Below are 22,526 nucleotides of genomic sequence, written 5' to 3'. Positions count from 1 at the left end.
CCATAATGTCCGCAGTTGTAAGATTTTGGAGAAAAATATGTCTGAGCAAAATAATGCCCCAGAGCAAGAAGTGGTAGAGCCTGTTGAGCAAGTAGAAGTAGAACAAGAGCAAGCTCAAGAAGAAGTACAAACTGAACAAAGCCCAGAAGAAGAGATTGCAGGCTTATATGCAGAGCTTGAAGCAGCCAAACAGACTATTGCAGATCAAAAGGACAGTGTTGTTCGTGCCGCAGCTGATGTAGAGAACATTCGTCGCCGTGCTGCACAAGATGTAGAAAAAGCACATAAATTTGCACTTGAAAAGTTCGCTAATGAGCTTTTACCTGTGATCGATAACCTTCACCGTGCCATTGAGTTTTCTGACAAAGAGAATGAAACACTTAAGCCAGTACTTGAAGGTGTTGAAATGACGCTTAAGAGTTTTGAAGATGCTGTCGCTAAATTTGGTGTTGAAACGGTAAATCCACAAGGTGAAGTGTTCAATCCAGATTTCCATCAGGCAATGTCAATTCAACCTAGCAATGATGTAGCACCAAACACAGTGCTAGCTGTGATGCAAAAAGGTTATACTCTGAACGGTCGTTTACTTCGCCCTGCGATGGTAATGGTATCTAAAGCAGCTGAATAATCAGCTTCTGCTTTTTGAATTGAAACGGGCTCATTTAGCCCGTTTTTTGTTGCCTGAATTATATTGTTTACGTAAATTTTTATTTTAAAATAATCATATACACTTAAAACTTCCTTTAAAGGAATCGCTATGAAAAAACTGATCGGCATAGTTGCCTTATCTTTATTGGCTGCAGGTTGTAAAACCTCTCCAACAGGGCGAACACAAATTGCGCTTTACTCACCACAAAAGATGAATGAGATGGGGGTTGCGAGTTTTGCCCAAATGAAAGAGCAGCAAGCCATAGAAACAGATAAAAACACCAATGCTTATGTGCGCTGTATTGCAGATAAGCTGATAGCACAGTTACCCACGCAATATGCAAATCAAGACTGGGAGGTTGTCGTTTTTAAAGAAGACAGCGCCAACGCCTTTGCCTTGCCAGGTGGAAAGATTGGTGTGCACACAGGGCTATTAAAGGTCGCAAAGGATCAACACCAACTTGCTGCGGTTATGGGCCATGAAGTGGGTCACGTTATCGCCGAGCACGCCAATGAGCGAGTTTCTCAAAATAGCTTGTTGCAGTTTGGGTTGCAGGCAAGTGATGTGGCATTGCAAATGGGTAATGTGGAATACCGCCAAGCGATTATGCAAGGCTTAGGTGTCGGTGCTCAAGTGGGAGTGGCTTTACCTTTCAGCCGCTCACATGAAAGTGAAGCCGATGTAATTGGCTTAGATCTAATGGCAAAAGCGGGTTTCGAACCAACTGGTTCGGTGAAACTTTGGGAGAATATGAATAAACTCAGTGGTGAGCGCCCAGCAGAGTTTTTATCAACTCATCCAGCCCCAGACACACGCATGCAAACTTTGAATAGTAAAATCCCTGAAGCTGAGACATTAAAGCGTTCAGCATGGAAAAAAGGGCTAAAACCTGAGTGTAAATAAAGAGAAAATGTTGCATTTATGCAGCCTTTTTTATGTATTTAGATTAATTGATCTATCTCAATTTAGTTTAACACTTACGCAAAAGGCGGACATAAGTCCTTATGTAGCTCGGTCTATTTTCTTATGCTCGCCGCACTCTTATGTCAAGGGTCAACACTATTTGATAAGGCTAGTAAATAATTGGCTACACTTATCAAAAAGCTGTTTTAACTAAACACAACTGAGTGGACCATTATGCAACAATTACCTACGGTAGATTACCGCGCAGATGACGCAGCTGCGCAATTCGTTGAATCTCTTCGTAATACAGGATTCGGCGTTTTAAAGAACCACCCAATCCCACAAGAATTAGTTGAATCAATTTATAAAAATTGGCAAGAGTTCTTCTACACAGAAGAGAAACACAACTTCTTATTCGATAAAGAAAATCAAGATGGTTACTTCCCACCAGAAGTTTCAGAAGTTGCAAAAGGCTTTACTGTTAAAGACATCAAAGAATACTTCCATGTATATCCAAAAGGCCGTGTTCCTGCTCAATTAGACGCTGAGATCCGTGAGTACTACCGTATTGCGAATGAGTTTGCTGCTGAGTTATTAAGCTGGGTTCAAGCGCAAGCACCAGAAGACGTTAAAGCGAAGTTTTCAATTGATCTAAAAGATATGATCAAAGATTCAGAGCAAACTTTACTACGCGTGCTTCACTATCCACCAATGACAGGTGATGAAGAACCAGGTGCTATTCGTGCAGCGGCACATGGTGATATCAATTTACTTACTGTACTTCCAGCTTCAAATGAGCCAGGTTTACAAGTTCAAACACAAGATGGTGGCTGGTTAGACGTACCATGTGATTTTGGTAACTTAATTATTAATATCGGTGACATGCTTCAAGAAGCATCTGGTGGCTACTTCCCATCAACGATTCACCGTGTAATCAATCCATCAGGTAAAGCGTCTAAGAATTCACGTATTTCTTTACCGTTATTCTTACACCCAAAACCTGAAGTTGTGTTATCAGAGCGTTACACTGCTGATAGTTACTTACAAGAGCGTCTTGAAGAGTTAGGTGTAAAATAAACTAGCACTTAACTAGCCTAGACATAAAAAAACCCTAACACTTGTTAGGGTTTTTTATTAGCTGAGATTTCTTAATCAAAAGTCACGAGGTGAAACGAACGTACCTGCTTGAATTTCTTCATAGGTTTGCATAGCGAGTTCGTCTAATGGATCGAGCGAGCGACCTCGACTGGTGATTTCATGCGTTACAGGTAAAATATCAATGTCTTCAAATCCAGACATTTGCGCTATTTTTGCAAAAGTATAAGCATGTTTGTATTTCTTTTGTTTGAAGAAAATACTGACTAGGCTGCTGTATACCTCTAATTTAGGCTGTTGACCCGCTTCATTTAATTCCAGTACTCGGTAGAGTAAGTCTACTGTTTTCTCATCATCAAATTTAGCGTAATAGGTTGCTAAAAATAACTGAATTTCAGCATCATTTCTAACGTTGTCTTGGTCTTGCATATTTAATAGTTTGTTCATGGCAAAGGTACTGTTTTTGCGAGACCAGTGATAATAAAGTAAGCCAGGATGATCAGTTTGTTTTGTATCTTGGAAAATACGGTTCATCTCTTTGAGGCTAGTCAAGTGACCTTCAACACGCGACGTGGTTTTTTCTTTTAACTTTATGTGCTCAATCTTTGCAGCCAGAGATACACAAGAATCATATGACTCTAACTTTTTTAGTAAGTCATATTTGTTATCATCAGTAGGTGATTTGTATTCGTGATATCTGGCAAATATAAGATCAGAGCGCAGATCTTTACAGTGACTATCTTTGTTTAAATCTTCACAAAAACCAGGTGTTTCTTCGCACACTTTGTTTAAGGTCAGGGATTGCTCACAACCTACAAGGGTAAAAATACTTAGTGCGAGCAGCGTCCGCAGTGCCATCTTGCTTCCTCTTCATTGTTTTAATTGTGTCAGGCTATGTTTGCTTTGTTATTTGATAAGCCTGATATACGTGTTTTATGAGTTTTACCTGTTTTTACACTAAAAAACCGCATAAAAAAATAACTCTGGCTAGTTTAGCCTAATGAATTAGACAGTAACAGTGGAGAATCGTAGCAGTTTAAATTAGAATAGCGTTGCCCTAACGGGCTATCCGTTCAAAAAAATTGTTTAATTAGGCAGAAAAAATGACCTTATCTCACGAGCAAGAATATCAAAATAGCTGGCAAGAACGCCAAGATTATGCTGAAAACATGCAACCAATCATTGGTCGTTTGTACCGTAACAAGGGTGTTGAAATCGCTGTTTACGGTCGTCCACTTGTAAATACAAGCACAATCGACGTGATCAAAGCTCACAAGACTGTGGCACGTTTCGAAGAAAGCAAATTACGCTTACGTGAAAGCTTCCCATTCCTAGAAGCTATTAGCAAAATGGATTTAGCACCTGCACGTATCGACCTAGGCAAATTAGCTTATGGTTATGTTCATAAAAATGCAGGCGAAGGTCGTTCAATTGAAGAATACCTAAACGCTGAATTAGCAGACATCGTAAACAAAGGCGACAATCAAGAGCCTCGCGATGTTGTTCTTTACGGTTTTGGCCGTATCGGTCGTTTATTAGCACGTCTACTTATCGAGCGTGGTGGCTCTCACACTGATCTACGCTTACGTGCAATCGTTGTTCGTGGTGGCCGTGACGGTGACCTTGAAAAGCGTGCAAGTCTTTTACGTCGTGATTCAATCCATGGTCCTTTCAATGGTTCAATCACCGTTGATAATGAGCGTAACGCAATCAAAGCTAACGGTAACTATATCCAGGTTATCTATGCTAACTCTCCAGATGAAATTGATTACAATGAATACGGTATCAACAATGCACTTATCGTTGATAACACAGGTATCTGGAAAGACAGAGATGGCTTAGGTCTTCACCTTAAGTCAAATGGTGCTGCGAAAGTACTTCTTACTGCGCCTGCAAAAGGTGACATCAAAAACGTGGTTTATGGTGTTAACAACAAAGACATCCTTTCTGAAGATTCAATCGTTTCAGCGGCGAGCTGTACAACGAATGCAATCACACCAACACTTAAAGCACTTAATGACAAGTACGGTATTCAGAATGGTCACGTTGAAACAGTTCACTCATACACCAATGACCAGAACCTGATTGATAACTACCACAAAGCAGAGCGTCGTGGTCGTGCAGCAGCACTGAACATGGTTATTACTTCTACAGGTGCGGCTAAAGCTGTATCTAAAGCTCTACCTGAACTTGAAGGTAAGTTAACTGGTAACGCTATCCGTGTTCCTACGCCAAACGTTTCAATGGCAATTCTTAACCTAAACCTTGAAAAAGAGACAACGGTTGAAGAATTAAACGAGTACCTACGTGAAACATCACTGTACTCTGACCTTCGTGATCAAATTGATTACACAGCGTCAACTGAAATCGTTTCTACTGACCTAGTAGGTAGCCGTTACGCAGGTGTTGTTGATTCTCAAGCAACAATTGTTGATGGTAACCGTGTTGTACTATACGTATGGTACGATAACGAGTTTGGTTACAGCTGCCAGGTTATTCGTGTTATGCACGATATGGCTGAGGTTGAATACCCAAGCTTACCTCGCTAATAGCGAAAAGTAATAAAAAGCCAGCTTTTGCTGGCTTTTTTAGTTTTTGAACTTAAATCGGTGTGATACTCTTTAAAAATTATTTTTACAAGTGAATTACACTTCCTAAACGATAAAGACAAAAAGTTAATGTTTGTCTGCGACTATTGCGTCGTTAATTTATAAAAAGAAGGTTACGGATGAAAATCACCAGTAATTTTGACAGTGGTAATATCAAGGTGCTTGCGAGCAACGAGCCACTCGATATTCAACTCGCTATCAACAACGATAATGAATCTGAATTTTTTCAGTGGTTTCATTTTCGTTTAGAAAGCACACCATTTTTACAACATAAAATGCAAATTGGTGGTCTAGAAAAATCAGCTTATCCTGAAGGGTGGGATGACTATCAAGCGGTGGCATCATATGATCGCCAAACTTGGTTCCGTGTTCCTACAGCATACGAAAACGGTACTCTTACTATTGATTTCGAACCTGAGCAGAGCCATACCTATTTTGCTTATTTCGCTCCTTATAGTTATGAGCGTCATTTAGACTTACTCTATTGGGCGCAAAGCCATGATGCATGTGAAATTGAAACACTTGGCGAAACGCTAGACGGTCGTGACATTAGTTTGCTTACAATTGGTGAACCTGAAGAAGGTAAAAAGAAAATTTGGATCACTGCCCGTCAGCACCCGGGTGAGACAATGGCAGAGTGGTTTGTAGAGGGGTTACTTCACAAGCTTCTAGATGACGAAGACCCACATGCAGCAGCATTACTTTCAAAAGCTGTTTTCTATGTAGTCCCAAATATGAACCCTGATGGCAGTGTTCGTGGTCACCTTCGTACAAACGCAGTGGGTGTTAACCTTAACCGCGAGTGGGCTGAACCGAGCCTTGAAAAATCACCAGAGGTTTTCCATGTGTTAAATAAGATGCATGACGCAGGCCTTGATATGTATTTAGATATTCATGGTGATGAAGCATTGCCTTATAACTTTGTTGCTGGTAGTGAAGGTATTCCAAGTTATGACGCGCGTTTAGAGTCATTAGAAAATGACTTCAAAGCAGCACTACTTACTATTACACCTGAGTTCCAAGATGAGTTTGGCTATCCAAAAGATGCGCCAGGTGAAGCGAACTTAACGGTTGCATCTTGTGCTGTGGGTGAGGCGTTTAAAGCGTTGGCTTACACGATTGAAATGCCGTTTAAAGATAATGCGAATCTACCAGACCCATATTACGGTTGGTCTGACAGACGTTCATATCAATTCGGTCAAGATACGCTTGCTGCAATTGTATCGGTTGTAGACAAACTAAGATAATAATCAACAGTAAAATCAAAAGGTAGCACCACGGTGCTACCTTTTATGTATAACAATAATGAGGATGTTCCATGGATGCATTTGGGCAGTTTCTAGATTCTCTAGATGGCATGTTGGGGGGAGCAGCTTGGTTCCCGTACGTATTACTTGGTGTGGGTTTATTCTTCACCATTTATCTTAAATTCCCACAGATCAGATATTTCAAACATGCTTGTAAGGTGGTAACCGGCAAGTTTGATAAAAAAAGCCATGAGGGTGACACAACGCACTTCCAAGCGCTTGCTACTGCACTTTCAGGCACCGTAGGTACTGGTAATATCGGTGGTGTGGCACTGGCAATTTCAATTGGTGGTCCAGCAGCGCTATTTTGGATGTGGATGACTGCATTTTTCGGTATGACGACTAAATTTGTAGAGGTAACCCTATCTCACAAGTATCGTGTTAAAACAGATGATGGCACGATGGCTGGTGGCCCAATGTACTACATGGATCGTCGTTTGAATATGAAGTGGTTAGCCGTATTATTTGCTGTCGCCACTGTCATTAGCTCTTTTGGTACAGGTAGCTTGCCGCAAATTAATAATATTGCTCAGGGTATGGAGTCCACTTTTGGTTTTGAGCCTTGGCATACAGGTGGTGTGCTATCTATCTTACTTGCACTTGTTATTTTAGGTGGCATTAAGCGTATTGCCGCAATCACTTCTCGTGTCGTACCATTAATGGCTGCGGTTTATATCATTGGTGCATTGGCGGTAATCTTCTACAACATTGAAAACATTGCACCTTCATTTGCAGCTGTGTTCACAGACGCATTCTCAGGTTCGGCTGCTGCGGGTGGCTTCTTAGGCGCATCATTTGCTTATGCCTTCAACCGTGGTGTAAACCGTGGTTTATTCTCGAACGAAGCAGGTCAAGGTTCTGCACCTATTGCACACGCATCTGCGAAAGCAGATGAACCAGTATCTGAGGGGATGGTGTCAATTCTTGAGCCTTTCATCGATACCATCATCATCTGTACTTTGACAGGCTTAGTTATCCTTTCTTCTGGTGTATGGACTGAAAAATTTGAAACACAATTTGAACGTTCATCCATGGTCATTTTACAAGGCCAGTATTCTGAAGATAACGAAGAAAATCGCCAATCACTTTATAAGTATTTAAATGGTCACAAAGACCATGGTGTAGAGCTTTATAATGGTGAACTTCATTCAATACAGGGTAAAGCGGTAGAGAAAGACTTTACCATTATTCACTCTCGCTCAATTGCTGAAGATGTGCGTTTCGGTTTAACTGAAAAGCATGTTTATACTGGCACTATTGAAATTAAAGATGGTATGCCTGTAGACAAAGATATTATGATCACCGGTAAGTCTTTAGTTCATTCTGCTGAGCTGACAACTAAAGCATTTAGCCGAGGTTTCTTTGGTGAAAATGGTAAATATATCGTATCAATTGGCTTGTTATTATTTGCTTTCTCGACAGCAATTGCGTGGTCTTATTATGGCGACCGTGCAATGATTTATCTACTTGGTAGCAAATCAGTGATGCCTTACCGAGTATTTTATGTTGCAGGCTTCTTCTGGGCATCATTTGCAGACACGACTTTAGTTTGGAAACTAGCAGCAGTTGCAATCGTTGTGATGACCTTACCTAACTTATTCGGTATTTTCTTACTTCGTAAAGAAATGAAAGAGTCAGTCACTGAATACTGGGATAAGTTCAATAAAGAGCATCCAAACGAAAAATAAATCGTTTTTGAACGTACCTTAGTAAAAGACTTTTGGTACAAAAACGAGTAAAATGGCGTCCTCGAGACGCCTTTTTTGTATCAGCAGGAGTCATAAATATGGCAATAGTTTCTTGTCCAAGTTGTAACGAATCTATTTCAAGTAAAAACAAGGTTTGTCCACACTGTGACCTTCAGCTCGGAGAAGTCAGCGAAGAGCAATTAGCTCGTATTGCTGCACGTAAAAGAGTTAAAAAGCAACAGATGTTTATGAATCACTCTTTCCTTGCATTGATCCTTTTCCTCGGTGGTTTCTTATATCTTTATTCACGCCAACCAGTACCTGATTCAATTGAAATGTGGTTAACCAGAGGCGCCATCGCGATTGGTTGTTTTTGGTATTTAGTAAACAGAATTATTTTAGTGTATTTAAAAAAGAAAAAGTGACATGAACATAGACAGCTTAGTAAATAATTTAACACCCGAATTATTTGAGCGTTTGCAGTATGGGGCCTCAACAGGTAAGTGGCCTGATGGCACTCCACTGACAGAAGCTCAAAAAGAGCAAACAGTACAACTTGTTATGCTTTATCAGGCAAAAGTAGCCAAGACTAATGAGCAATTCACCATCAACGCAGAAGGGGAAATGGTTCAGAAGTCCAAAAGAGAACTACAACAAGAATTTAAAAAAGAAAATGAGATAGCCAGGTTCAGTGAAAATGATCTTTAAACACCTATTTACCCCAAAATGGAAACACCCAAAAACTGAAGTAAGACTTCAGGCGCTTAATAAGCTAGAGCAAGACAAGGATGCTGATGTTTTAAAGACGATGGCATTAGAAGATAATTCGACTGAAATCAGACAAAAAGCCTTAAATAAATTAAATAGCTTGAGTCTTTGGTGGCAAGCTTATAAACAAGACCAAGCCCTCAAAGAGCTAGCAGAACAACATATTAGCAGTGCAGTATTAAACGGTAAAAGTGAACTTGACGGTACTATTCGCCAAGAATATGTAGATAGATACGCATCGAAACGAGTGCTAGAAAAGCTAGCTTTTTCTGAATCAAGCCTAGAAGTTCGCGTAAAACTATTAAAACGTCTTGCTCAGCCTAAACTGATTGAGCAGAGCTTTAAACAAGACGATGAACAACTGCAGTTGTTGCTTTTACCTCTGGTCGAGCAATACGGCTTACAAAAGCAGTTATTAAAATCAGCGAAAGGTGACGCAAAAGCGGCACTTGAGCAAGCTCTTGAGCAACAAAAACTGGCAAAAGAAAAACCGGCTGAAGTACTTGCGCAAGTCAAAATGATTTTAGCTAAGCTAAATGCGCTCAGAGACAAGCACGATTACAAAGAAGTAAACAACCAATTCGGAATTTTAACTGAGCAGTGGCAAGGTCTAGAGCTGTCTTGGTTAGATGAAGAAGCTATAAAAGAAAATCAGCAAAAGTACAGCGCAATAGAAGCGCGTATTTCTTCACATTTGACTGCTTTACAAACTGAGTTCGAAGCGGCAGAAAAAGCTGAGCAAGCGAAGCGTGAAAAAGAGGCGTTCCTTAAAGAAGTTGAGTCACAATTGAATCTAGCTGAACAAGCGTTAGTAAATGCGCTAGAGCAACTAGATGTGTCAAAACAGACGGAGCTAGGGACTCAGCTTAGTCAAGTACGTGGTAAAATAACATCTAGTGAGTACAGTGATAAGCTCGTTAAGCATTTAGACACACTTACAGAATTTGAAAGCCAATTAAAGCAATTACCTGAACTGGTTGTTGCAAACCAAGCTGCCCAAACTGCACTTGACGCACTTGCGAATGTCACGCCATCAACTGAATTGAGTGAGCTTGATGACACTTTAAATTCGCAAAAGTCGGCTTACAACAATGCGAAAGGTATTATTGAACAATTACCTAACACACTAAAAAAACCAGCTAAAGCAAAGCTTAGTGCGTTAAGCAAGCAGTTTAAAGCTGCCATGGCTGAACAACTTGATGCGCAACAAAATGAGCTTAAACAAGCTAGACGTAAAGCCAAAGATGTTCAACGACTTGTTGAGCAAGGCAGAAGTAAAGTCGCATTTGGCGTGTTTAAAGGATTCAACGAGCACTTTGAACGTTTAACAGCAGTAAACCAAGCACAGCTTGAACCGCTTCGAGAGCAAATTGCTACGCAGTTAGATGATATTCGTGATTGGCAAAAGTACGCGTCAGCACCAAAGCGTGTAGCGCTTTTAACTGTGTTAGATGAGCATATTGAAAGCTGTGATTTAGCGCCTAAACAACGCGCTGAGTTAGTTAAGAAGCTACGTGCACAATGGCATGAATTAGGCCGAGTTGATACTGACGAAGAGAAGCTACAAGCGAAGCAGTTCGATGAAAAACTAGAGCTGCTATTTGCACCTTGTCGTGCCTTCTTTGCTGAACAAGAGCAACAACGTGAAAAAGCAAAGCAAGCGCGTGAAGCTTTGATTAAACAAATGTCAGAACTCGCCGCAACAGACACATCAGTAGAAGGGTTTAACTGGCGTGAATATGAAAGCCAGTTTAATAAGCTAAATAAACAGTGGCGTGCAGCAGGCAGTGTTGACAGTGATGTATATAAATCACTGAATAATGCATTCAAAACGCAAGCCAAACTCATTGGTGATGCGATCCGTTCACAACATGAACATAATGCTCAGTTAAAGCAAGGTCTAGTTGATACAGCAGCTGAGCAAATTGCTGCTGAGGATTTAGCACAAGCGTGCGACGTATTGAAATCGCTACAAAAGCAGTGGCAAACAATCGGTTTTGCAGGTAACAAGAAAGAAAATCAGTTATGGCAAGCTTTCAGAGAACATAACGATGCCGTGTTTGCGAAACGCAGTGCGGAATTTGAATCTCAAAAAGCTGAGAAAGATGCGCTGAACTCAGAGCAGCAGCAACAATTTGATGAAATTAAAGCTCAGTTGCCTGAAAACGCTAGCGAAGCTGAAATCAAAAAGTTGATTTCTCAATTATCTGAAATTAACTTTCTGCCAGCTGTCAAAAAGCAAGCTCAAAAGTTCATTTCTGAATTACAGCATAAGTTAGTTGAGCTTGAGCAGCTTGCCAATACCGCTCGATTTGATGCGTTAAAGGTGGCGCTTGAAAATGGTGGCTCGATCCCTGCTGAGTTTATTAGCAAAATCGATGTGAATTTGTCTAGTGAGCAGTTGATTTTACGCCTTGAAATCTTGTCTGACAAAATGAATGATGAGAGCTCAAGCCCAGAGCGCATGTCAGAACAAGTAGCTATGTTAGATGATAAATTGCAAGGTCAAAAAGTAGATTTTGACCATTATTTATCTGCATACTTATCAAGTACGCCTACAGCTGAATTACAGTCAGAAAGATTGCTTAAACTTCTTTAGAACCAAGTAATTCTTATAATAAAAACCACGCAATTGCGTGGTTTTTATTATTTCTATATATTTCAAAATCATGTCTAGAAAAAACGAGGTCACAGATTGAGGTCAATTCAAAACCTCATTCAGAGCAGTATCAAGTGTTTTAAACTTGAATTTAAACCCTTGCTGTTCGAGCTTTTTAGGGATGACATTTTGGCCATATATTAATAAGTCAGACATTTCACCAAAGAGTAGTTTCAAAACAAATTCTGGCATAGGAAACAAAGCAGGGCGTTTTAAGGTTTTTGCGAGTATTTGAGTAAAATTAGAATTGCTAACAGGCTCAGGGGCTGTCAGGTTAAACGCACCATGGGCACTTGGCTCATCAAGTAAGAAGACAATGGCGTTGATCATGTCATCGATATGGATCCAGGACATCATTTGTTTGCCTGATGCCATTTTGCCACCCAATCCTAACTTAAAAGGGGGCAGCATTTTGTCCAAAGCACCACCTTGTTTGCTGAGTACAATACCTGTTCTTAGCAGGCAAACTCTCACTTCAGGTGACTGTGCCTGTAGAGCGAGCTCTTCCCATTGTTTACAGAGCTGGTGGCTAAATTCAGGGTACGTTGACGAGTATGACTCAGTGACAACATTCTCTGCAGGTTGACGACCATAAAATCCAATAGCACTTCCAGAAATAAACACTTTAGGCGGTGCATCACTGGCGTTTATTTTAGTGACGATCTGCTCGGTAATACCTAAACGGCTTTGAAAAATTTTTTGCTTTTGTTGCGCGCTCCATCGTTTGTCTGCGATGGGCTCTCCAGCAAGATTAATCACTGCATCCAAATCATCAAAATTTAAATCTTCAAGGTTATCAATAAATTTGATTGAATTTGATAATCTGCTTTTAGCTTTGTTTATGTTTCTAGTTAAAGCTATCAGTTCGTGCTTGTCAGCGAGCATTTTGCAAAGTGCGGAGCCAATTAATCCCGTTGCACCTGTTATCAGTATTTTCATCCTACAACCTTAGCGCTTATATTTAGATTTCATACGTAAAAAATCATTGATGGATCAATTAAGTATTGTTGAAGTAGAATAAATGTAAACTTGTTTTCGAAGGAATTTATGTGTCGTCTCTTCAAGGTTTAAGTAAAAGCTTGGTAATTATCGCATCACTGTTTATCGTGCTGGCAGGCCTTAAACTGGCCACGGATATCATTGTGCCATTTATATTGGCTGCATTTATTGCCATCATCTGTAATCCATTACTAAGATTCTTTGCCCGCTATAAAGTACCTAAAGGCATTGCTATCTTACTTATCATGTTAATGATAGTGGCTGTTGGCTCTAGTCTAGCTGGCTTAGTTGGCCAATCTTTGAATGATTTCTCGCAGCAATTGCCACAATATAGAGAAGATCTACAGGCCCGTTTTGTCTGGTTGGTAGATACTGCTGCACAGTACAATATTTTAATCGATAAACAACAGCTCATTGCATTGTTTGATCCGGGTAAAATGATTGATATGGCAACCAATATGCTGACTGGGTTTGGCGCGGCCATGGCCAATATTTTCTTAATCATCTTAACTGTGGTGTTTATGTTATTCGAAGCACCGATGATCAATAAGAAAGTGCATTTGGCCTTAGATGACCCTGAAATGCGACAAAAACAAATCGATAAATTTCTAGAATCTATTAACTCTTATTTGGCCATTAAAACTTTGGTGTCTTTAGCAACGGGTTTTTGCGCTGCATTGTTACTTTGGATATTAGATGTCGACTACTTTGTTTTATGGGGCGTTGTCGCGTTTTTATTAAACTATATTCCTAATATCGGCTCTATTATTGCCGCAGTGCCTGCGGTTTTAATTGCACTTATCACCCAAGGCCCTCTTGTCAGTGGCTTTGTTGCACTTGGTTATGTGGCGATAAACACGGTTATGGGGAACGTTATAGAGCCTAGATATATGGGTAAAGGGCTCGGCTTATCTACTTTAGTCGTGTTCCTTTCTTTAATCTTCTGGGGCTGGCTGTTTGGGACTGTGGGAATGCTGTTATCAGTACCATTAACCATGGTGGTGAAAATTGCCTTAGAAAATAGCGAAGAAGGGCAGTGGCTAGCGACTATGCTAGGTAGTGGTGAAGAAACAGAATCAAAGCTAAGTTAATTATTGAAAACGGCGCTGAAAGAGCGCCGTTTTTATTGTTGCTTAATAACTAAGTTTCAAATCTTCAATATGGCGTGTATATAAACGTATCTTGCATTCTTTATATGCAACAGCAGCTTTGGTTGAATTTGGCATCTTATGAAGGTAGCGCCATCTGCAGCTGTCTTCAATGTAATTGTCTTGATGTTTTAAACTTCGTCTTATGATAGGTAACAGTTGAGTATTGCCGGTGTCTTGCTCAAGCTCTTCCATATCCATCACCAGCTTTTTAATCCAGATAGTTCTTTCCCTGTCTAATGTCTCAATATTGCTATCAAGGCACTTTATAAACTGTCTAGCCTCAGCAGGAGAGTTACTTTGTATTGGCTTACACTCTCTAAGCTCATAGGCGTGTGTTGAAAGTGTTATTAGTGGTAATCCTGCACAAAAAAGTAATCTAAAAAAATTAGTCATATTTAAACTCAACAATAAACAACGCACCGCCTAGTGAAGCAGAGCCTATCTCTATATTTCCTTGATAATCATTCACCAAATCTGCCACAATTGCGAGTCCAACGCCATGACCTGATTCATAAGTATCTAAGCGGGTGCCGCGTTGTAACAGTTTTTTTCGAGCACCGACTTCAATTCCTGGTCCATCATCACAAATTTCAATTTTCAGGGTCTTTTCATCACTTGTGACATTAACATGGACAGTGCTTACACAGGCTTTACAGGCATTGTCGATAAGGTTGCCCAGTATCTCCATTAAATCTGTTTTATCGCCTAAAAACTTCGTTTTATCAGCACAATTCGATTGAAAATCAATTGCTTTCTCATGATATACCTTTTTCATCGCATTTAAAATCGATTCAAGTACAGGGGCAACAGAGGTGGTTTTCTTCCAAGTATCGGTACCACCAGTCGCAGCACGCTTTAACTGATGTTCTATCATACTGTTGATCCTATCGAGTTGCTCTTGTGCATCATTATCATTTGCCATAGGACTAGATTTTAAAATAGCTAAGGGCGTTTTCAGTGCATGTGCTAAGTCGCTTAATGACGCTCTATATCGTTCTTTTTGTCGGCGTTGAGACTCAAGGAGTAAATTTAGATCTTCTGTAATAGCTTGGAGCTCAACAGGATAAGTATGTGATAAGCGCTCCTTTTTGCCAGATTCAATCGCTTTAATTTCTTTGTCTAAACGCTGCAGAGGTCGCATATTCCAGATAAAACCTAAACTCATTAAAAGTGTCATGATGGCACCGAGAATTAACATCCAAGTCATTAATGTGTCTGTAAACTCGGACAATATATCTTCTAAAGCATTATCGTCTCGCAGCAGGATAAACACAGCTTGTTGAGATTGTTCGGCATTACCTAAGATAACAGTGAGGCTGAGTTGCCAGTATGCATTGCCTTGATAGTGCACTTGTTTGAATTCAGATGCACCAGTCTCAGAGTCTATTGAATCAGGGTTAAATTCAAGTGAGACAGCAGACTCCGAATACCAAACCAAATCATTGTTTTGGTAGATAAGCGCGAAAGTATCGGAGTCAATGCGATTTAATTCGGGTGCCAATATGGTATTGGGCATTTTTACCGATTCATCAATAAACTCGACTTCTGAAATGAGTGAATATAAGTGCGCTTCTAAGTTTTTTTCGGTGGCATCGACAAGTGACGCATAATAGGCACTGCTTACAGAGTAAAACAATACGGGAAGGGCGATTATAAGCACAAAGACAAGGACGAAGCCTTGTCTTATTTTCAATGGAACCTGTGTAGAATTTACCACTGACTCTTAAACCTGTAGCCTCTGCCTCTTAAAGTCTCAACTGGGTTAAGTACGCCTTCAGGATCGAGTTTTTTACGTAGCCTAAGCACAAACACTTCAATTACATTTGAATCTAAATCGAAGTCTTGATCATAAATATGCTCAGTAAGTTCAGATTTAGAAATCACCTTTTGCGGGTTGACCATTAAGTATTCAAGCACTTTGTATTCGTAAGCAGTGAGAGTTAATTCTTTTTCATTGACCCACACTTGTTGTGAGCGGGTGTGAATTTTAACAGGACCAATATTAATTTCTGGATTTGCTTGGCCTGCACTACGACGGATTAACGCGTTACAACGAGCCACAAGCTCTTCAACATGGAATGGCTTTGTTAAGTAGTCATCAGCACCAGCATCTAGCCCTTCTACTTTATCCTGCCAACGTTCGCGGGCAGTTAGAATTAAAATGGGGATAGTCACCCCCGCTTTCCTGGCGCGTTTAATCAGTTCGATACCGTCTAATTTAGGTAGACCTAAATCAACTACCGCTAAATCAAGCGGGTATTCTTGTAAGTGAAATAAACCAGATTCACCATCATGGCATAAATCGATACTGTATTTTTCTTTTTCTAGTGCTGAGCGTAAATTCTCAGCCAGTTGAATATCATCTTCGATCACTAAAATTCGCATACTAATCCTTCTTCACTTTGCCTGTTTTTTTATCTACTTTGAGGTCAACAATGCGTCCGTCCTTTTGCAAGATCCTCACGACAAAATAGGTGTTTTCTTCTGATACTTTTAACGTTTTTCCTGCATATTCTGCTAGGGCCAGCGTAATAGCTTGTTTTTTGTCGATATTGGCTTTGTTATTGGCAATGACTGTCGCTGACATCAGTGACAAGCTTAAACTAACAACAAAACCAACTAGTGTTAGACGCATTTTGAGCTCCAGTTACAGGGCTGCTTAACAATTGTGTTCAGAATATAAGTTAACGAATTAACCAAAGCTGAACTTGTTGTTAAGGCAAAACCTTTTTATATGGTTTAACAACACTGTGAGCATATACGCCAGCAGCAATATATGGATCTGCATCAGCCCACTGCTGGGCAGCTTCAAGAGACTCAAACTCTGCGACAACTAGTGAGCCTGTAAAACCAGCTGAACCTGGTTCTTCACTATCAATTGCAGGAAGAGGACCCGCTGCGAATAGACGATTTTGTTCTTTTAAAGCCATGAGTCTTTCTAAATGAGCAGGGCGAGTAGCTAAACGTTTTTCTAAAGAATTCTCTACATCAGTAGAGTAGATCATATACAACATAAAATTCACTTTATTCGGGTCTGTATGAAATTGTATGCAATGGTAAGCTTTCTATACGCCCTTTGTAAATGGCAATACTATGAGACGCAGTGTTTCACGTTAAAAACTTGATAACAGTATCCTATGACGGTAGAGTCGGGCGGAAGTAAAAAAACAATAACAACAGGATGACGTTTTAATGAGTGCGAACAGAGAGCATTTTAGTTCAAAACTAGGCTTTATTTTAGCTGCTGCAGGCTCTGCAGTAGGTATAGGTAACTTAGTTGGTTTTCCCGTCTCTGCAACAAAAAATGGTGGTGGAGCCTTTCTATTAGTTTATGCATTATTTGTGGCTTTTATCTGTTTGCCTGTGATGATGGCTGAAATGGCAATGGGTCGTAAAGCACAGAAAGACCCATATGGTGCATATAAATCTTTATCTGGTAATGACAAAAAGTGGTCTTTTGCGGGCGGCCTCGCTGTACTAACTCCTTTTATGATTGCTGTATTTTATATGGTAATTACAGTTTGGATATTTGGTTATCTAGCGCAAACTGCATTAGGTAACTTGGATATGCTGGCTAATCCAGATCATTTTGGTCAGTTCATTAATCAAAACACGGTTTTTGTTTACATGGTTGTAGTTGCAATCATTGTGAACTTAATTCTAGTGGGTGGTGTTAAAGAAGGCATTGAAAAAGCAGCTAAGTTTCTAATGCCCGCACTATTTGTACTACTAATTGGTTTAGTCGCGTATGTACTCACGCTAGATAACGCCATGGCTGGTGTTGAGTATTACATTGTCCCAGACTTTTCTAAGATGGATGCCAGTGTTCTAAATGGCGCTTTGTCTCAAGCATTTTTCTCATTATCTTTAGGTATGGGTATCTTAATGACTTATGCGTCTTATATCTCTAAAAAAGACGACATTGTAGGTGGCGCAAAAATGGTCGCCATCACTGACTCGTTAGTGGCATTTATTGCTGGCCTTATGGTTCTGCCTGCTATCTTCAGCTTCAATCCAGCGACGAATCCAGAAGAGCTATCAGATTCATCGGTTTCAATGATTTTCGTTTATCTACCTAAAATTCTTTTAGCACTGCAAACTGACATTGGTTATACCGGTGCGTCAATCGTGGCGTTTGTCTTCTTCTTACTGGTATTTTTTGCGGCAATTACCTCTCTTGTATCAATTGTTGAAGTACCAACAGCTGCTTTAATCGAAGAAAAAGGCGTAAGTCGCAAGGTAGCATTATTAATTTTAGCTGGTGCTACAGGTCTACTGACAGTGCTGTGTACGATGTCATTTGGTATGGTTGATTGGCTAACTCAGTTTGTTAGTTATGGTGGTGCAGACAAGAGTATGTTCGATATCGTATACGATGTTTTCTACGACACAATTTTACCGCTGAATGGTCTAATGGTGTGCTTGTTTGTCACTTATCGCTGGAAGAAAGCCAAGCTTTCTGAAGAGTTATCTCAGGGCTGTGACAGCTATTCAGGTAGTTTTATGGAGAAATATGTGAACTTTTCACTATCGACATTTATACCTGTGATTTTACTACTTATCTTTGTAAATACTGTAGCCACTAAGTTTTTTGCAGTAAGCCTATTTGGCTTTTAACCCGCATCAATATTTAAGTTAAAAGGCCGATTATTCGGCCTTTTTTATACCAACCCTTTTAATTAAGTGATCTATTTTGAGGCAAGAAAAACTTGTCGATAGCGAGGCGAAAATTTTGCTATTTAGTTGCTCTAAATGAGAAATTTTTAACGAAGCTAGCGTCAGTTTTAATCCCTTAAAATGATTAAGTATTATGGAGGGTTGGTATTAATTTTTATCCCGTGGTTATTCGCATCCCGGAATCTAAATAGCTGCCAACCCCTATAGTAAACATCCATAAACCCCACAAGCTATGCTCTAGTACACATACCATTAATGAGCGACTGTGTGCATAGGTGTAAGAAAATAACAGTCCGCCTGCGAATGAAAGCGCAATTGCAACCCAGTTATCGTATACACAATGGGCGAGGGCAAAACTAAGCGCACTTAAAAAGATACGCACATTTTTACTTGGCAGAATATGTTTATAACGATGGAAGAAATAGCTTCTAAAAATAAGCTCTTGAGGCAAAACAGAAAGCAGCGGATATGCAATCAATAAGATTAACCATTGAGTGGTTTCATTCTTTGGCATAGCAAACCATAGCGTTTGATTGGCCAAGCCAAATAACATGGCACTGAACAATGCGCCAATGAAGAAGCCAGTAAAAAGTCGATGTTTGACTTGTGAAAATTGACCTAAAGAAGTTAAACGAAAGCGCTTAAAGTGCGGGTCGGTGAGCAATAGAAAGGTGCAAACAATCATAAGGATAAGTAAAGCAGGGAACAACCAACTGGATAGGTAATCTTTAAATAAATAAGTAAACAGCGGTAAGCAGAAAAATACGCCACAGAGCTCAAACCAACGATATTGCGAAGCAGTCAAAGGCAAACCCCATTCTTAAATATTATTAAAAAAGTATAGTTTGCCCCTAGACTAAAAAAGCGACAGTTTTATTAAATTTGCGGGATTATTTTTTGTTTTCTTGTTCTTGAAACCCATCGGGTAAGTATTCAAAAATTCGAAAAACAGTGAGCAATACGGCAATAAATGTGACGATTGCGAGACCGAAGACTTTGAAATTAACCCAAAAGTCGAGCGAGAAGTTATAGGCGACATAAAGGTTTAAGATTGCAATACTGATTAAGAATACAAACCAAAGCGTATTGAGCTTTTCATACACTGATTTTGGTACATCCACCTTTAATTCTTTCTCACCTTGTTTCTCAGCTGCGGTTTTTAGCATACTGAGTAGAGCCGTTTTTACGAGGTTCTTATTAAATATAAATCGAGAAATGACCAAGGCAGCTGCGAGCAAGCCGTAAATAGCCGTCGTTTTCCACATAATGTACTGTTCATCTTGGAATATGATTGTCATACCACCTAGAAATAAAGCAATCACACAGAAACCCCAAGTTTTGGTTGAGATCTTACCCTCAGTGAAATATTGATATGCAATTTGCAGTAATGATATACCGACCAATACCGCAGTCGCCCAGAATATATCGACCATTTTGTAGACTAAGAAAAATAGGATAAGGGGTAAGTATTCAAATAATGCAGTCATAGATACCTCTCTTAAATTACGTCCTACAACAAAGTATTAACAATATTTGAGTAAGACTGCAAGTTGACATTCACAAAAAATATTTTTAGGCTCTGCCACCCTCTAGCAGTAATAAACCAGTATATATATGAACAAGTCAGAATTAGTATCGGCCATGGCGGCACACAGTGAGTTAACGAAGAAGGATTCTCAGGCAGCTTTGAATAGTATTTTGGCGATCATAAAAAAGCGCTTATCTGAGGGCGATCAAGTGCCTATCTCTGGTTTTGGTACGTTTGCACTGAGCTATCACCCGGCAAAGATGGGCAGAAATCCGCAAACGGGTGAAGAGATCATGATTGAAGGGGCAAACAAGGTACAATTTAAAGTTGCTAAGGCGCTGAAAGACGCCTTAGCGAACTAAGCATCAAAGTTTCGTCAAACTACTTGGAATTGCAGCTAGGCGGCAAGTAAGTTAATCCCAATGAACATAGGTTTTCTATGAAAGTAGGGTTATCCAGCGTAGCCAACACCGCTGCAGCTTCATGTAGGACGGAGAAACTATTTTTGGGTTGCAGATTTCATCGTCGCAACAAAGCTTTGTAACGAGTCTAGCATTACGCTTGGCTCGTTCAGGCTTTGCTCGATAATTTTAACCACAGCAGAACCCGAGATTGCACCCGCAGCACCAGAATTTAGCGCCGCTTTTACATCGTCAGGTGTTGAAATACCAAAGCCTAACAGTGCAGGCGCTGCATGATATTCTTTTAATTTAGAAATCATAGAGTCAGCTGGCATTTGCGCTTTTGTTTCTGTGCCAGTTACCCCTGCGCGTGAAAGCAGGTAGGTGTAACCGCGGCCATAGCTTGCACAAGTGCGGATAGTATCGTCATCTGCGTTTGGTGTCGCAATGAAAATAGGTTCAATGTCTGCAGCTTTTGCAGCGCTTCTGAACATTTTAGATTCATGAAGCGGCACATCAGCCACTAAAATTGAATCTACGCCGACTTCTTTTGCTTCACGATAAAAAGCATCGATACCACGCGCAAAAATAAGATTTGAATATAGTAATAGGCCAATCGGAATATCTTGATTATATTCACGAACTTGCTTAATGATATCAAAGCAGTCTTGGGTATTAATATTTTGCTCTAGGGCGCGAATATTCGCAGCTTGAATCACTGGGCCGTCTGCAATTGGATCTGAAAATGGAATACCTAGCTCTAACGCATCCGCACCACCGTCGATCAAGCTTTTAATGATCTCAAAACTCAGTTCTTTGTTTGGATCGCCAATTGTCACGAACGGGACAAACGCCCCTTGATTTTTCTCTGCAAGGGCAGCAAAAGATTGTGCATAACGGCTCATTATAGCGCTCCTTGTTCTGCTAGTACTTGGTGAACGTGTGCTAAGTCTTTATCACCGCGACCACTTAAGTTCACTACTAAAATTGTTTCTTCAGTTTGCTCTTCGGCATATTTTAATGCGTATGCAAGGGCATGACTTGATTCAAGCGCAGGAATAATACCTTCATGCTTAGCAAGCGCTTGGAAAGCATCAAGTGCTTCTTTATCAGAAATACCCACATATTGTGCGCGGCCTGTTTCATGCAAAAATGCATGCTGAGGGCCAACTGCAGGGTAATCAAGGCCAGCAGATACAGAGTATGACTCTTCGATTTGGCCGTCTGAGTTTTGCATAATGTAAGTATACGCACCGTGTAAAATACCCTTAGTACCTTTACACAAAGCAGCGCCATGCTCTTCAGTATCAAGCCCTTTACCAGCAGGCTCAACACCAATGAGTTTCACACTTTCATCACCGATAAAGTCACTGAACATACCAATGGCGTTTGAACCACCACCAACACAGGCAATCACAGCGTCAGGTAAACGACCCTCAGTATCTAACACCTGCTGTTTTGCCTCTTCGCCAATCATTTTTTGGAATTCACGAACGATGGTCGGGAATGGGTGTGGGCCAGCAGCCGTACCTAAAAGGTAGTGGGCTGTTTTATAGTTTGCAGACCAGTCACGCATGGCTTCGTTTACAGCATCTTTTAACGTGCCAGAGCCGGCAGTTACAGGGATCACTTCGGCACCCATTAAACGCATTCTGAAAACATTTGGCTGTTGACGTTCAACGTCTTTTGCACCCATATAAACACGGCATTTCAAACCAAGTAGTGCACAGGCAAGTGCTGTTGCCACACCATGTTGACCTGCACCTGTTTCGGCGATTACTTCTTTTTTACCCATACGCTTAGTAAGCAATGCTTGACCAAGTACCTGGTTGGTTTTATGTGCACCGCCGTGGAGTAAATCTTCACGCTTTAAATACAATTTTACTTTTGGGTTTGTAACTAAATTACGAGTAAGCGTTAGCGGCGTTGGACGGCCCGCGTACTCGTTTAATAGTTTTGTAAACTCAGCCTGAAATTCAGGATCTTTTTGGGATTTATTAAATTCACCTTCAAGCTGCTTTAGTGCAGGGACGAGTAGTTCGGGTACAAACATGCCACCGAAATCGCCAAAATATGCTGCGTTATTCATTTC

23 protein-coding genes are annotated in these 22,526 nt (G+C 40.3%); 12 read left to right on the top strand and 11 right to left on the bottom strand.

Annotated features, from left to right (window positions below; all coding sequences use genetic code 11):
• Positions 1–37 precede the first annotated feature (37 nt).
• The 3 genes from grpE (at position 38) to AAEU28_RS02380 (ending at position 2,629) form a co-directional block, all read left to right on the top strand.
• Positions 38–628, top strand: a complete 591-nt coding sequence (grpE, locus tag AAEU28_RS02390; protein ID WP_421962803.1) for a nucleotide exchange factor GrpE — start codon at positions 38–40, stop codon at positions 626–628.
• A gap of 129 nt (positions 629–757) precedes the next feature.
• Entirely contained in the window at positions 758–1,552 is a 795-nt protein-coding gene (locus tag AAEU28_RS02385; RefSeq protein ID WP_421962802.1) for a M48 family metallopeptidase, read from the top strand.
• A gap of 234 nt (positions 1,553–1,786) precedes the next feature.
• Positions 1,787–2,629 (top strand): isopenicillin N synthase family dioxygenase, encoded by an 843-nt coding sequence (locus AAEU28_RS02380; RefSeq protein WP_421962801.1) that lies wholly within the window; start codon positions 1,787–1,789, stop codon positions 2,627–2,629.
• 75 nt (positions 2,630–2,704) lie between these two features.
• Here AAEU28_RS02380 and AAEU28_RS02375 read toward each other — a convergent pair whose 3' ends face one another.
• Complete coding sequence (locus tag AAEU28_RS02375) at positions 2,705–3,505, bottom strand: DUF2989 domain-containing protein (RefSeq protein ID WP_421962800.1); 801 nt, start codon at positions 3,503–3,505, stop codon at positions 2,705–2,707.
• Between the two features lie 245 nt (positions 3,506–3,750).
• Here AAEU28_RS02375 and AAEU28_RS02370 point away from each other — a divergent pair, with 245 nt between their 5' ends.
• From AAEU28_RS02370 to AAEU28_RS02345, 6 genes are all read left to right on the top strand, one after another.
• Positions 3,751–5,196: a glyceraldehyde-3-phosphate dehydrogenase gene (locus tag AAEU28_RS02370; RefSeq protein ID WP_421962799.1), complete on the top strand. Its 1,446-nt coding sequence runs from the start codon at positions 3,751–3,753 to the stop codon at positions 5,194–5,196.
• 179 nt (positions 5,197–5,375) lie between these two features.
• Positions 5,376–6,503 carry a M14 family metallopeptidase gene (locus tag AAEU28_RS02365; RefSeq protein WP_421962798.1) on the top strand — a complete coding sequence of 376 codons (1,128 nt, stop codon included), beginning with the start codon at positions 5,376–5,378 and terminating at the stop codon, positions 6,501–6,503.
• A 71-nt stretch (positions 6,504–6,574) separates the two neighbouring features.
• Positions 6,575–8,251, top strand: a complete 1,677-nt coding sequence (locus AAEU28_RS02360) for an alanine/glycine:cation symporter family protein (RefSeq protein ID WP_421962797.1) — start codon at positions 6,575–6,577, stop codon at positions 8,249–8,251.
• Positions 8,252–8,349: 98 nt separating this feature from the next.
• Positions 8,350–8,676 (top strand): hypothetical protein, encoded by a 327-nt coding sequence (locus AAEU28_RS02355; RefSeq protein ID WP_421962796.1) that lies wholly within the window; start codon positions 8,350–8,352, stop codon positions 8,674–8,676.
• 1 nt (position 8,677) lies between these two features.
• Positions 8,678–8,959, top strand: coding sequence for a YeaC family protein (locus AAEU28_RS02350; RefSeq protein ID WP_058030038.1), 282 nt, complete (start codon positions 8,678–8,680; stop codon positions 8,957–8,959).
• Positions 8,949–11,618 (top strand): DUF349 domain-containing protein, encoded by a 2,670-nt coding sequence (locus AAEU28_RS02345; protein WP_421962795.1) that lies wholly within the window; start codon positions 8,949–8,951, stop codon positions 11,616–11,618. The genes AAEU28_RS02350 and AAEU28_RS02345 overlap by 11 nt, the downstream gene beginning before the upstream one ends.
• A 102-nt stretch (positions 11,619–11,720) precedes the next feature.
• Here the strand turns inward: AAEU28_RS02345 and AAEU28_RS02340 are convergent, their stop codons facing one another.
• Positions 11,721–12,617: a TIGR01777 family oxidoreductase gene (locus AAEU28_RS02340; RefSeq protein ID WP_421962794.1), complete on the bottom strand. Its 897-nt coding sequence runs from the start codon at positions 12,615–12,617 to the stop codon at positions 11,721–11,723.
• A 110-nt stretch (positions 12,618–12,727) separates the two neighbouring features.
• On the opposite strand from AAEU28_RS02340, the gene AAEU28_RS02335 reads away from it, so the two are divergent.
• Complete coding sequence (locus tag AAEU28_RS02335; RefSeq protein WP_421962793.1) at positions 12,728–13,768, top strand: AI-2E family transporter; 1,041 nt, start codon at positions 12,728–12,730, stop codon at positions 13,766–13,768.
• 42 nt (positions 13,769–13,810) lie between these two features.
• On the opposite strand, the gene AAEU28_RS02330 is transcribed toward AAEU28_RS02335, so the two are convergent.
• From AAEU28_RS02330 to AAEU28_RS02310, 5 genes are all read right to left on the bottom strand, one after another.
• Positions 13,811–14,221, bottom strand: coding sequence for a hypothetical protein (locus AAEU28_RS02330; protein ID WP_421962792.1), 411 nt, complete (start codon positions 14,219–14,221; stop codon positions 13,811–13,813).
• On the bottom strand, positions 14,214–15,545 hold the full coding sequence (locus tag AAEU28_RS02325) for an ATP-binding protein (RefSeq protein WP_421962791.1): 1,332 nt from the start codon (positions 15,543–15,545) through the stop codon (positions 14,214–14,216). Before AAEU28_RS02325 ends, AAEU28_RS02330 begins: the two co-directional genes overlap by 8 nt.
• Positions 15,539–16,213, bottom strand: coding sequence for a response regulator transcription factor (locus tag AAEU28_RS02320; protein ID WP_138484580.1), 675 nt, complete (start codon positions 16,211–16,213; stop codon positions 15,539–15,541). Before AAEU28_RS02320 ends, AAEU28_RS02325 begins: the two co-directional genes overlap by 7 nt.
• A gap of 1 nt (position 16,214) precedes the next feature.
• Positions 16,215–16,463, bottom strand: a complete 249-nt coding sequence (locus tag AAEU28_RS02315) for a PepSY domain-containing protein (RefSeq protein WP_138484578.1) — start codon at positions 16,461–16,463, stop codon at positions 16,215–16,217.
• 79 nt (positions 16,464–16,542) lie between these two features.
• Positions 16,543–16,842 carry a YciI family protein gene (locus tag AAEU28_RS02310; protein ID WP_421962790.1) on the bottom strand — a complete coding sequence of 100 codons (300 nt, stop codon included), beginning with the start codon at positions 16,840–16,842 and terminating at the stop codon, positions 16,543–16,545.
• Positions 16,843–17,020: 178 nt separating this feature from the next.
• Here AAEU28_RS02310 and AAEU28_RS02305 point away from each other — a divergent pair, with 178 nt between their 5' ends.
• A complete protein-coding gene (locus AAEU28_RS02305; protein WP_421962789.1) occupies positions 17,021–18,445 on the top strand; it encodes a sodium-dependent transporter in 1,425 nt (474 codons plus the stop codon).
• A gap of 214 nt (positions 18,446–18,659) precedes the next feature.
• Here AAEU28_RS02305 and AAEU28_RS02300 read toward each other — a convergent pair whose 3' ends face one another.
• Together AAEU28_RS02300 and AAEU28_RS02295 are read right to left on the bottom strand one after the other, a co-directional pair.
• Positions 18,660–19,310: a CPBP family intramembrane glutamic endopeptidase gene (locus tag AAEU28_RS02300; protein WP_058030028.1), complete on the bottom strand. Its 651-nt coding sequence runs from the start codon at positions 19,308–19,310 to the stop codon at positions 18,660–18,662.
• An 85-nt stretch (positions 19,311–19,395) separates the two neighbouring features.
• Positions 19,396–19,992 (bottom strand): inner membrane-spanning protein YciB, encoded by a 597-nt coding sequence (locus AAEU28_RS02295; RefSeq protein WP_421962788.1) that lies wholly within the window; start codon positions 19,990–19,992, stop codon positions 19,396–19,398.
• 127 nt (positions 19,993–20,119) lie between these two features.
• On the opposite strand from AAEU28_RS02295, the gene AAEU28_RS02290 reads away from it, so the two are divergent.
• Positions 20,120–20,395, top strand: coding sequence for an HU family DNA-binding protein (locus AAEU28_RS02290; protein WP_058030026.1), 276 nt, complete (start codon positions 20,120–20,122; stop codon positions 20,393–20,395).
• A 137-nt stretch (positions 20,396–20,532) separates the two neighbouring features.
• Here AAEU28_RS02290 and trpA read toward each other — a convergent pair whose 3' ends face one another.
• A complete protein-coding gene (trpA, locus tag AAEU28_RS02285) occupies positions 20,533–21,339 on the bottom strand; it encodes a tryptophan synthase subunit alpha (protein ID WP_421962787.1) in 807 nt (268 codons plus the stop codon).
• Complete coding sequence (gene trpB / locus AAEU28_RS02280) at positions 21,339–22,523, bottom strand: tryptophan synthase subunit beta (protein WP_421962786.1); 1,185 nt, start codon at positions 22,521–22,523, stop codon at positions 21,339–21,341. The genes trpA and trpB overlap by 1 nt, the downstream gene beginning before the upstream one ends.
• Between the last annotated feature and the right edge of the window lie 3 nt (positions 22,524–22,526).

The organism is Pseudoalteromonas sp. SS15 (genome assembly GCF_049257195.1).
Classification (GTDB): Bacteria; Pseudomonadota; Gammaproteobacteria; order Enterobacterales; family Alteromonadaceae; genus Pseudoalteromonas.
This window is presented reverse-complemented; position numbering and strand designations above follow the sequence as displayed.

Excerpts from the sequence above, each read along its gene's own strand:
- AAEU28_RS02365 (WP_421962798.1), top strand. The coding sequence starts at position 5,376 with ATGAAAATCACCAGTAATTTTGACAGTGGTAATATCAAGGTGCTTGCG.
- AAEU28_RS02370 (WP_421962799.1), top strand. The coding sequence starts at position 3,751 with ATGACCTTATCTCACGAGCAAGAATATCAAAATAGCTGGCAAGAACGC.
- grpE (WP_421962803.1), top strand. The coding sequence starts at position 38 with ATGTCTGAGCAAAATAATGCCCCAGAGCAAGAAGTGGTAGAGCCTGTT.
- AAEU28_RS02315 (WP_138484578.1), bottom strand. The coding sequence starts at position 16,463 with ATGCGTCTAACACTAGTTGGTTTTGTTGTTAGTTTAAGCTTGTCACTG.
- AAEU28_RS02380 (WP_421962801.1), top strand. The coding sequence starts at position 1,787 with ATGCAACAATTACCTACGGTAGATTACCGCGCAGATGACGCAGCTGCG.
- AAEU28_RS02305 (WP_421962789.1), top strand. The coding sequence starts at position 17,021 with ATGAGTGCGAACAGAGAGCATTTTAGTTCAAAACTAGGCTTTATTTTA.
- AAEU28_RS02355 (WP_421962796.1), top strand. The coding sequence starts at position 8,350 with ATGGCAATAGTTTCTTGTCCAAGTTGTAACGAATCTATTTCAAGTAAA.
- AAEU28_RS02310 (WP_421962790.1), bottom strand. The coding sequence starts at position 16,842 with ATGTTGTATATGATCTACTCTACTGATGTAGAGAATTCTTTAGAAAAA.
- AAEU28_RS02345 (WP_421962795.1), top strand. The coding sequence starts at position 8,949 with ATGATCTTTAAACACCTATTTACCCCAAAATGGAAACACCCAAAAACT.
- AAEU28_RS02375 (WP_421962800.1), bottom strand. The coding sequence starts at position 3,505 with ATGGCACTGCGGACGCTGCTCGCACTAAGTATTTTTACCCTTGTAGGT.
- trpB (WP_421962786.1), bottom strand. The coding sequence starts at position 22,523 with ATGAATAACGCAGCATATTTTGGCGATTTCGGTGGCATGTTTGTACCC.
- AAEU28_RS02360 (WP_421962797.1), top strand. The coding sequence starts at position 6,575 with ATGGATGCATTTGGGCAGTTTCTAGATTCTCTAGATGGCATGTTGGGG.
- AAEU28_RS02350 (WP_058030038.1), top strand. The coding sequence starts at position 8,678 with ATGAACATAGACAGCTTAGTAAATAATTTAACACCCGAATTATTTGAG.
- AAEU28_RS02290 (WP_058030026.1), top strand. The coding sequence starts at position 20,120 with ATGAACAAGTCAGAATTAGTATCGGCCATGGCGGCACACAGTGAGTTA.
- AAEU28_RS02330 (WP_421962792.1), bottom strand. The coding sequence starts at position 14,221 with ATGACTAATTTTTTTAGATTACTTTTTTGTGCAGGATTACCACTAATA.
- AAEU28_RS02340 (WP_421962794.1), bottom strand. The coding sequence starts at position 12,617 with ATGAAAATACTGATAACAGGTGCAACGGGATTAATTGGCTCCGCACTT.
- AAEU28_RS02295 (WP_421962788.1), bottom strand. The coding sequence starts at position 19,992 with ATGACTGCATTATTTGAATACTTACCCCTTATCCTATTTTTCTTAGTC.
- AAEU28_RS02320 (WP_138484580.1), bottom strand. The coding sequence starts at position 16,213 with ATGCGAATTTTAGTGATCGAAGATGATATTCAACTGGCTGAGAATTTA.
- trpA (WP_421962787.1), bottom strand. The coding sequence starts at position 21,339 with ATGAGCCGTTATGCACAATCTTTTGCTGCCCTTGCAGAGAAAAATCAA.
- AAEU28_RS02385 (WP_421962802.1), top strand. The coding sequence starts at position 758 with ATGAAAAAACTGATCGGCATAGTTGCCTTATCTTTATTGGCTGCAGGT.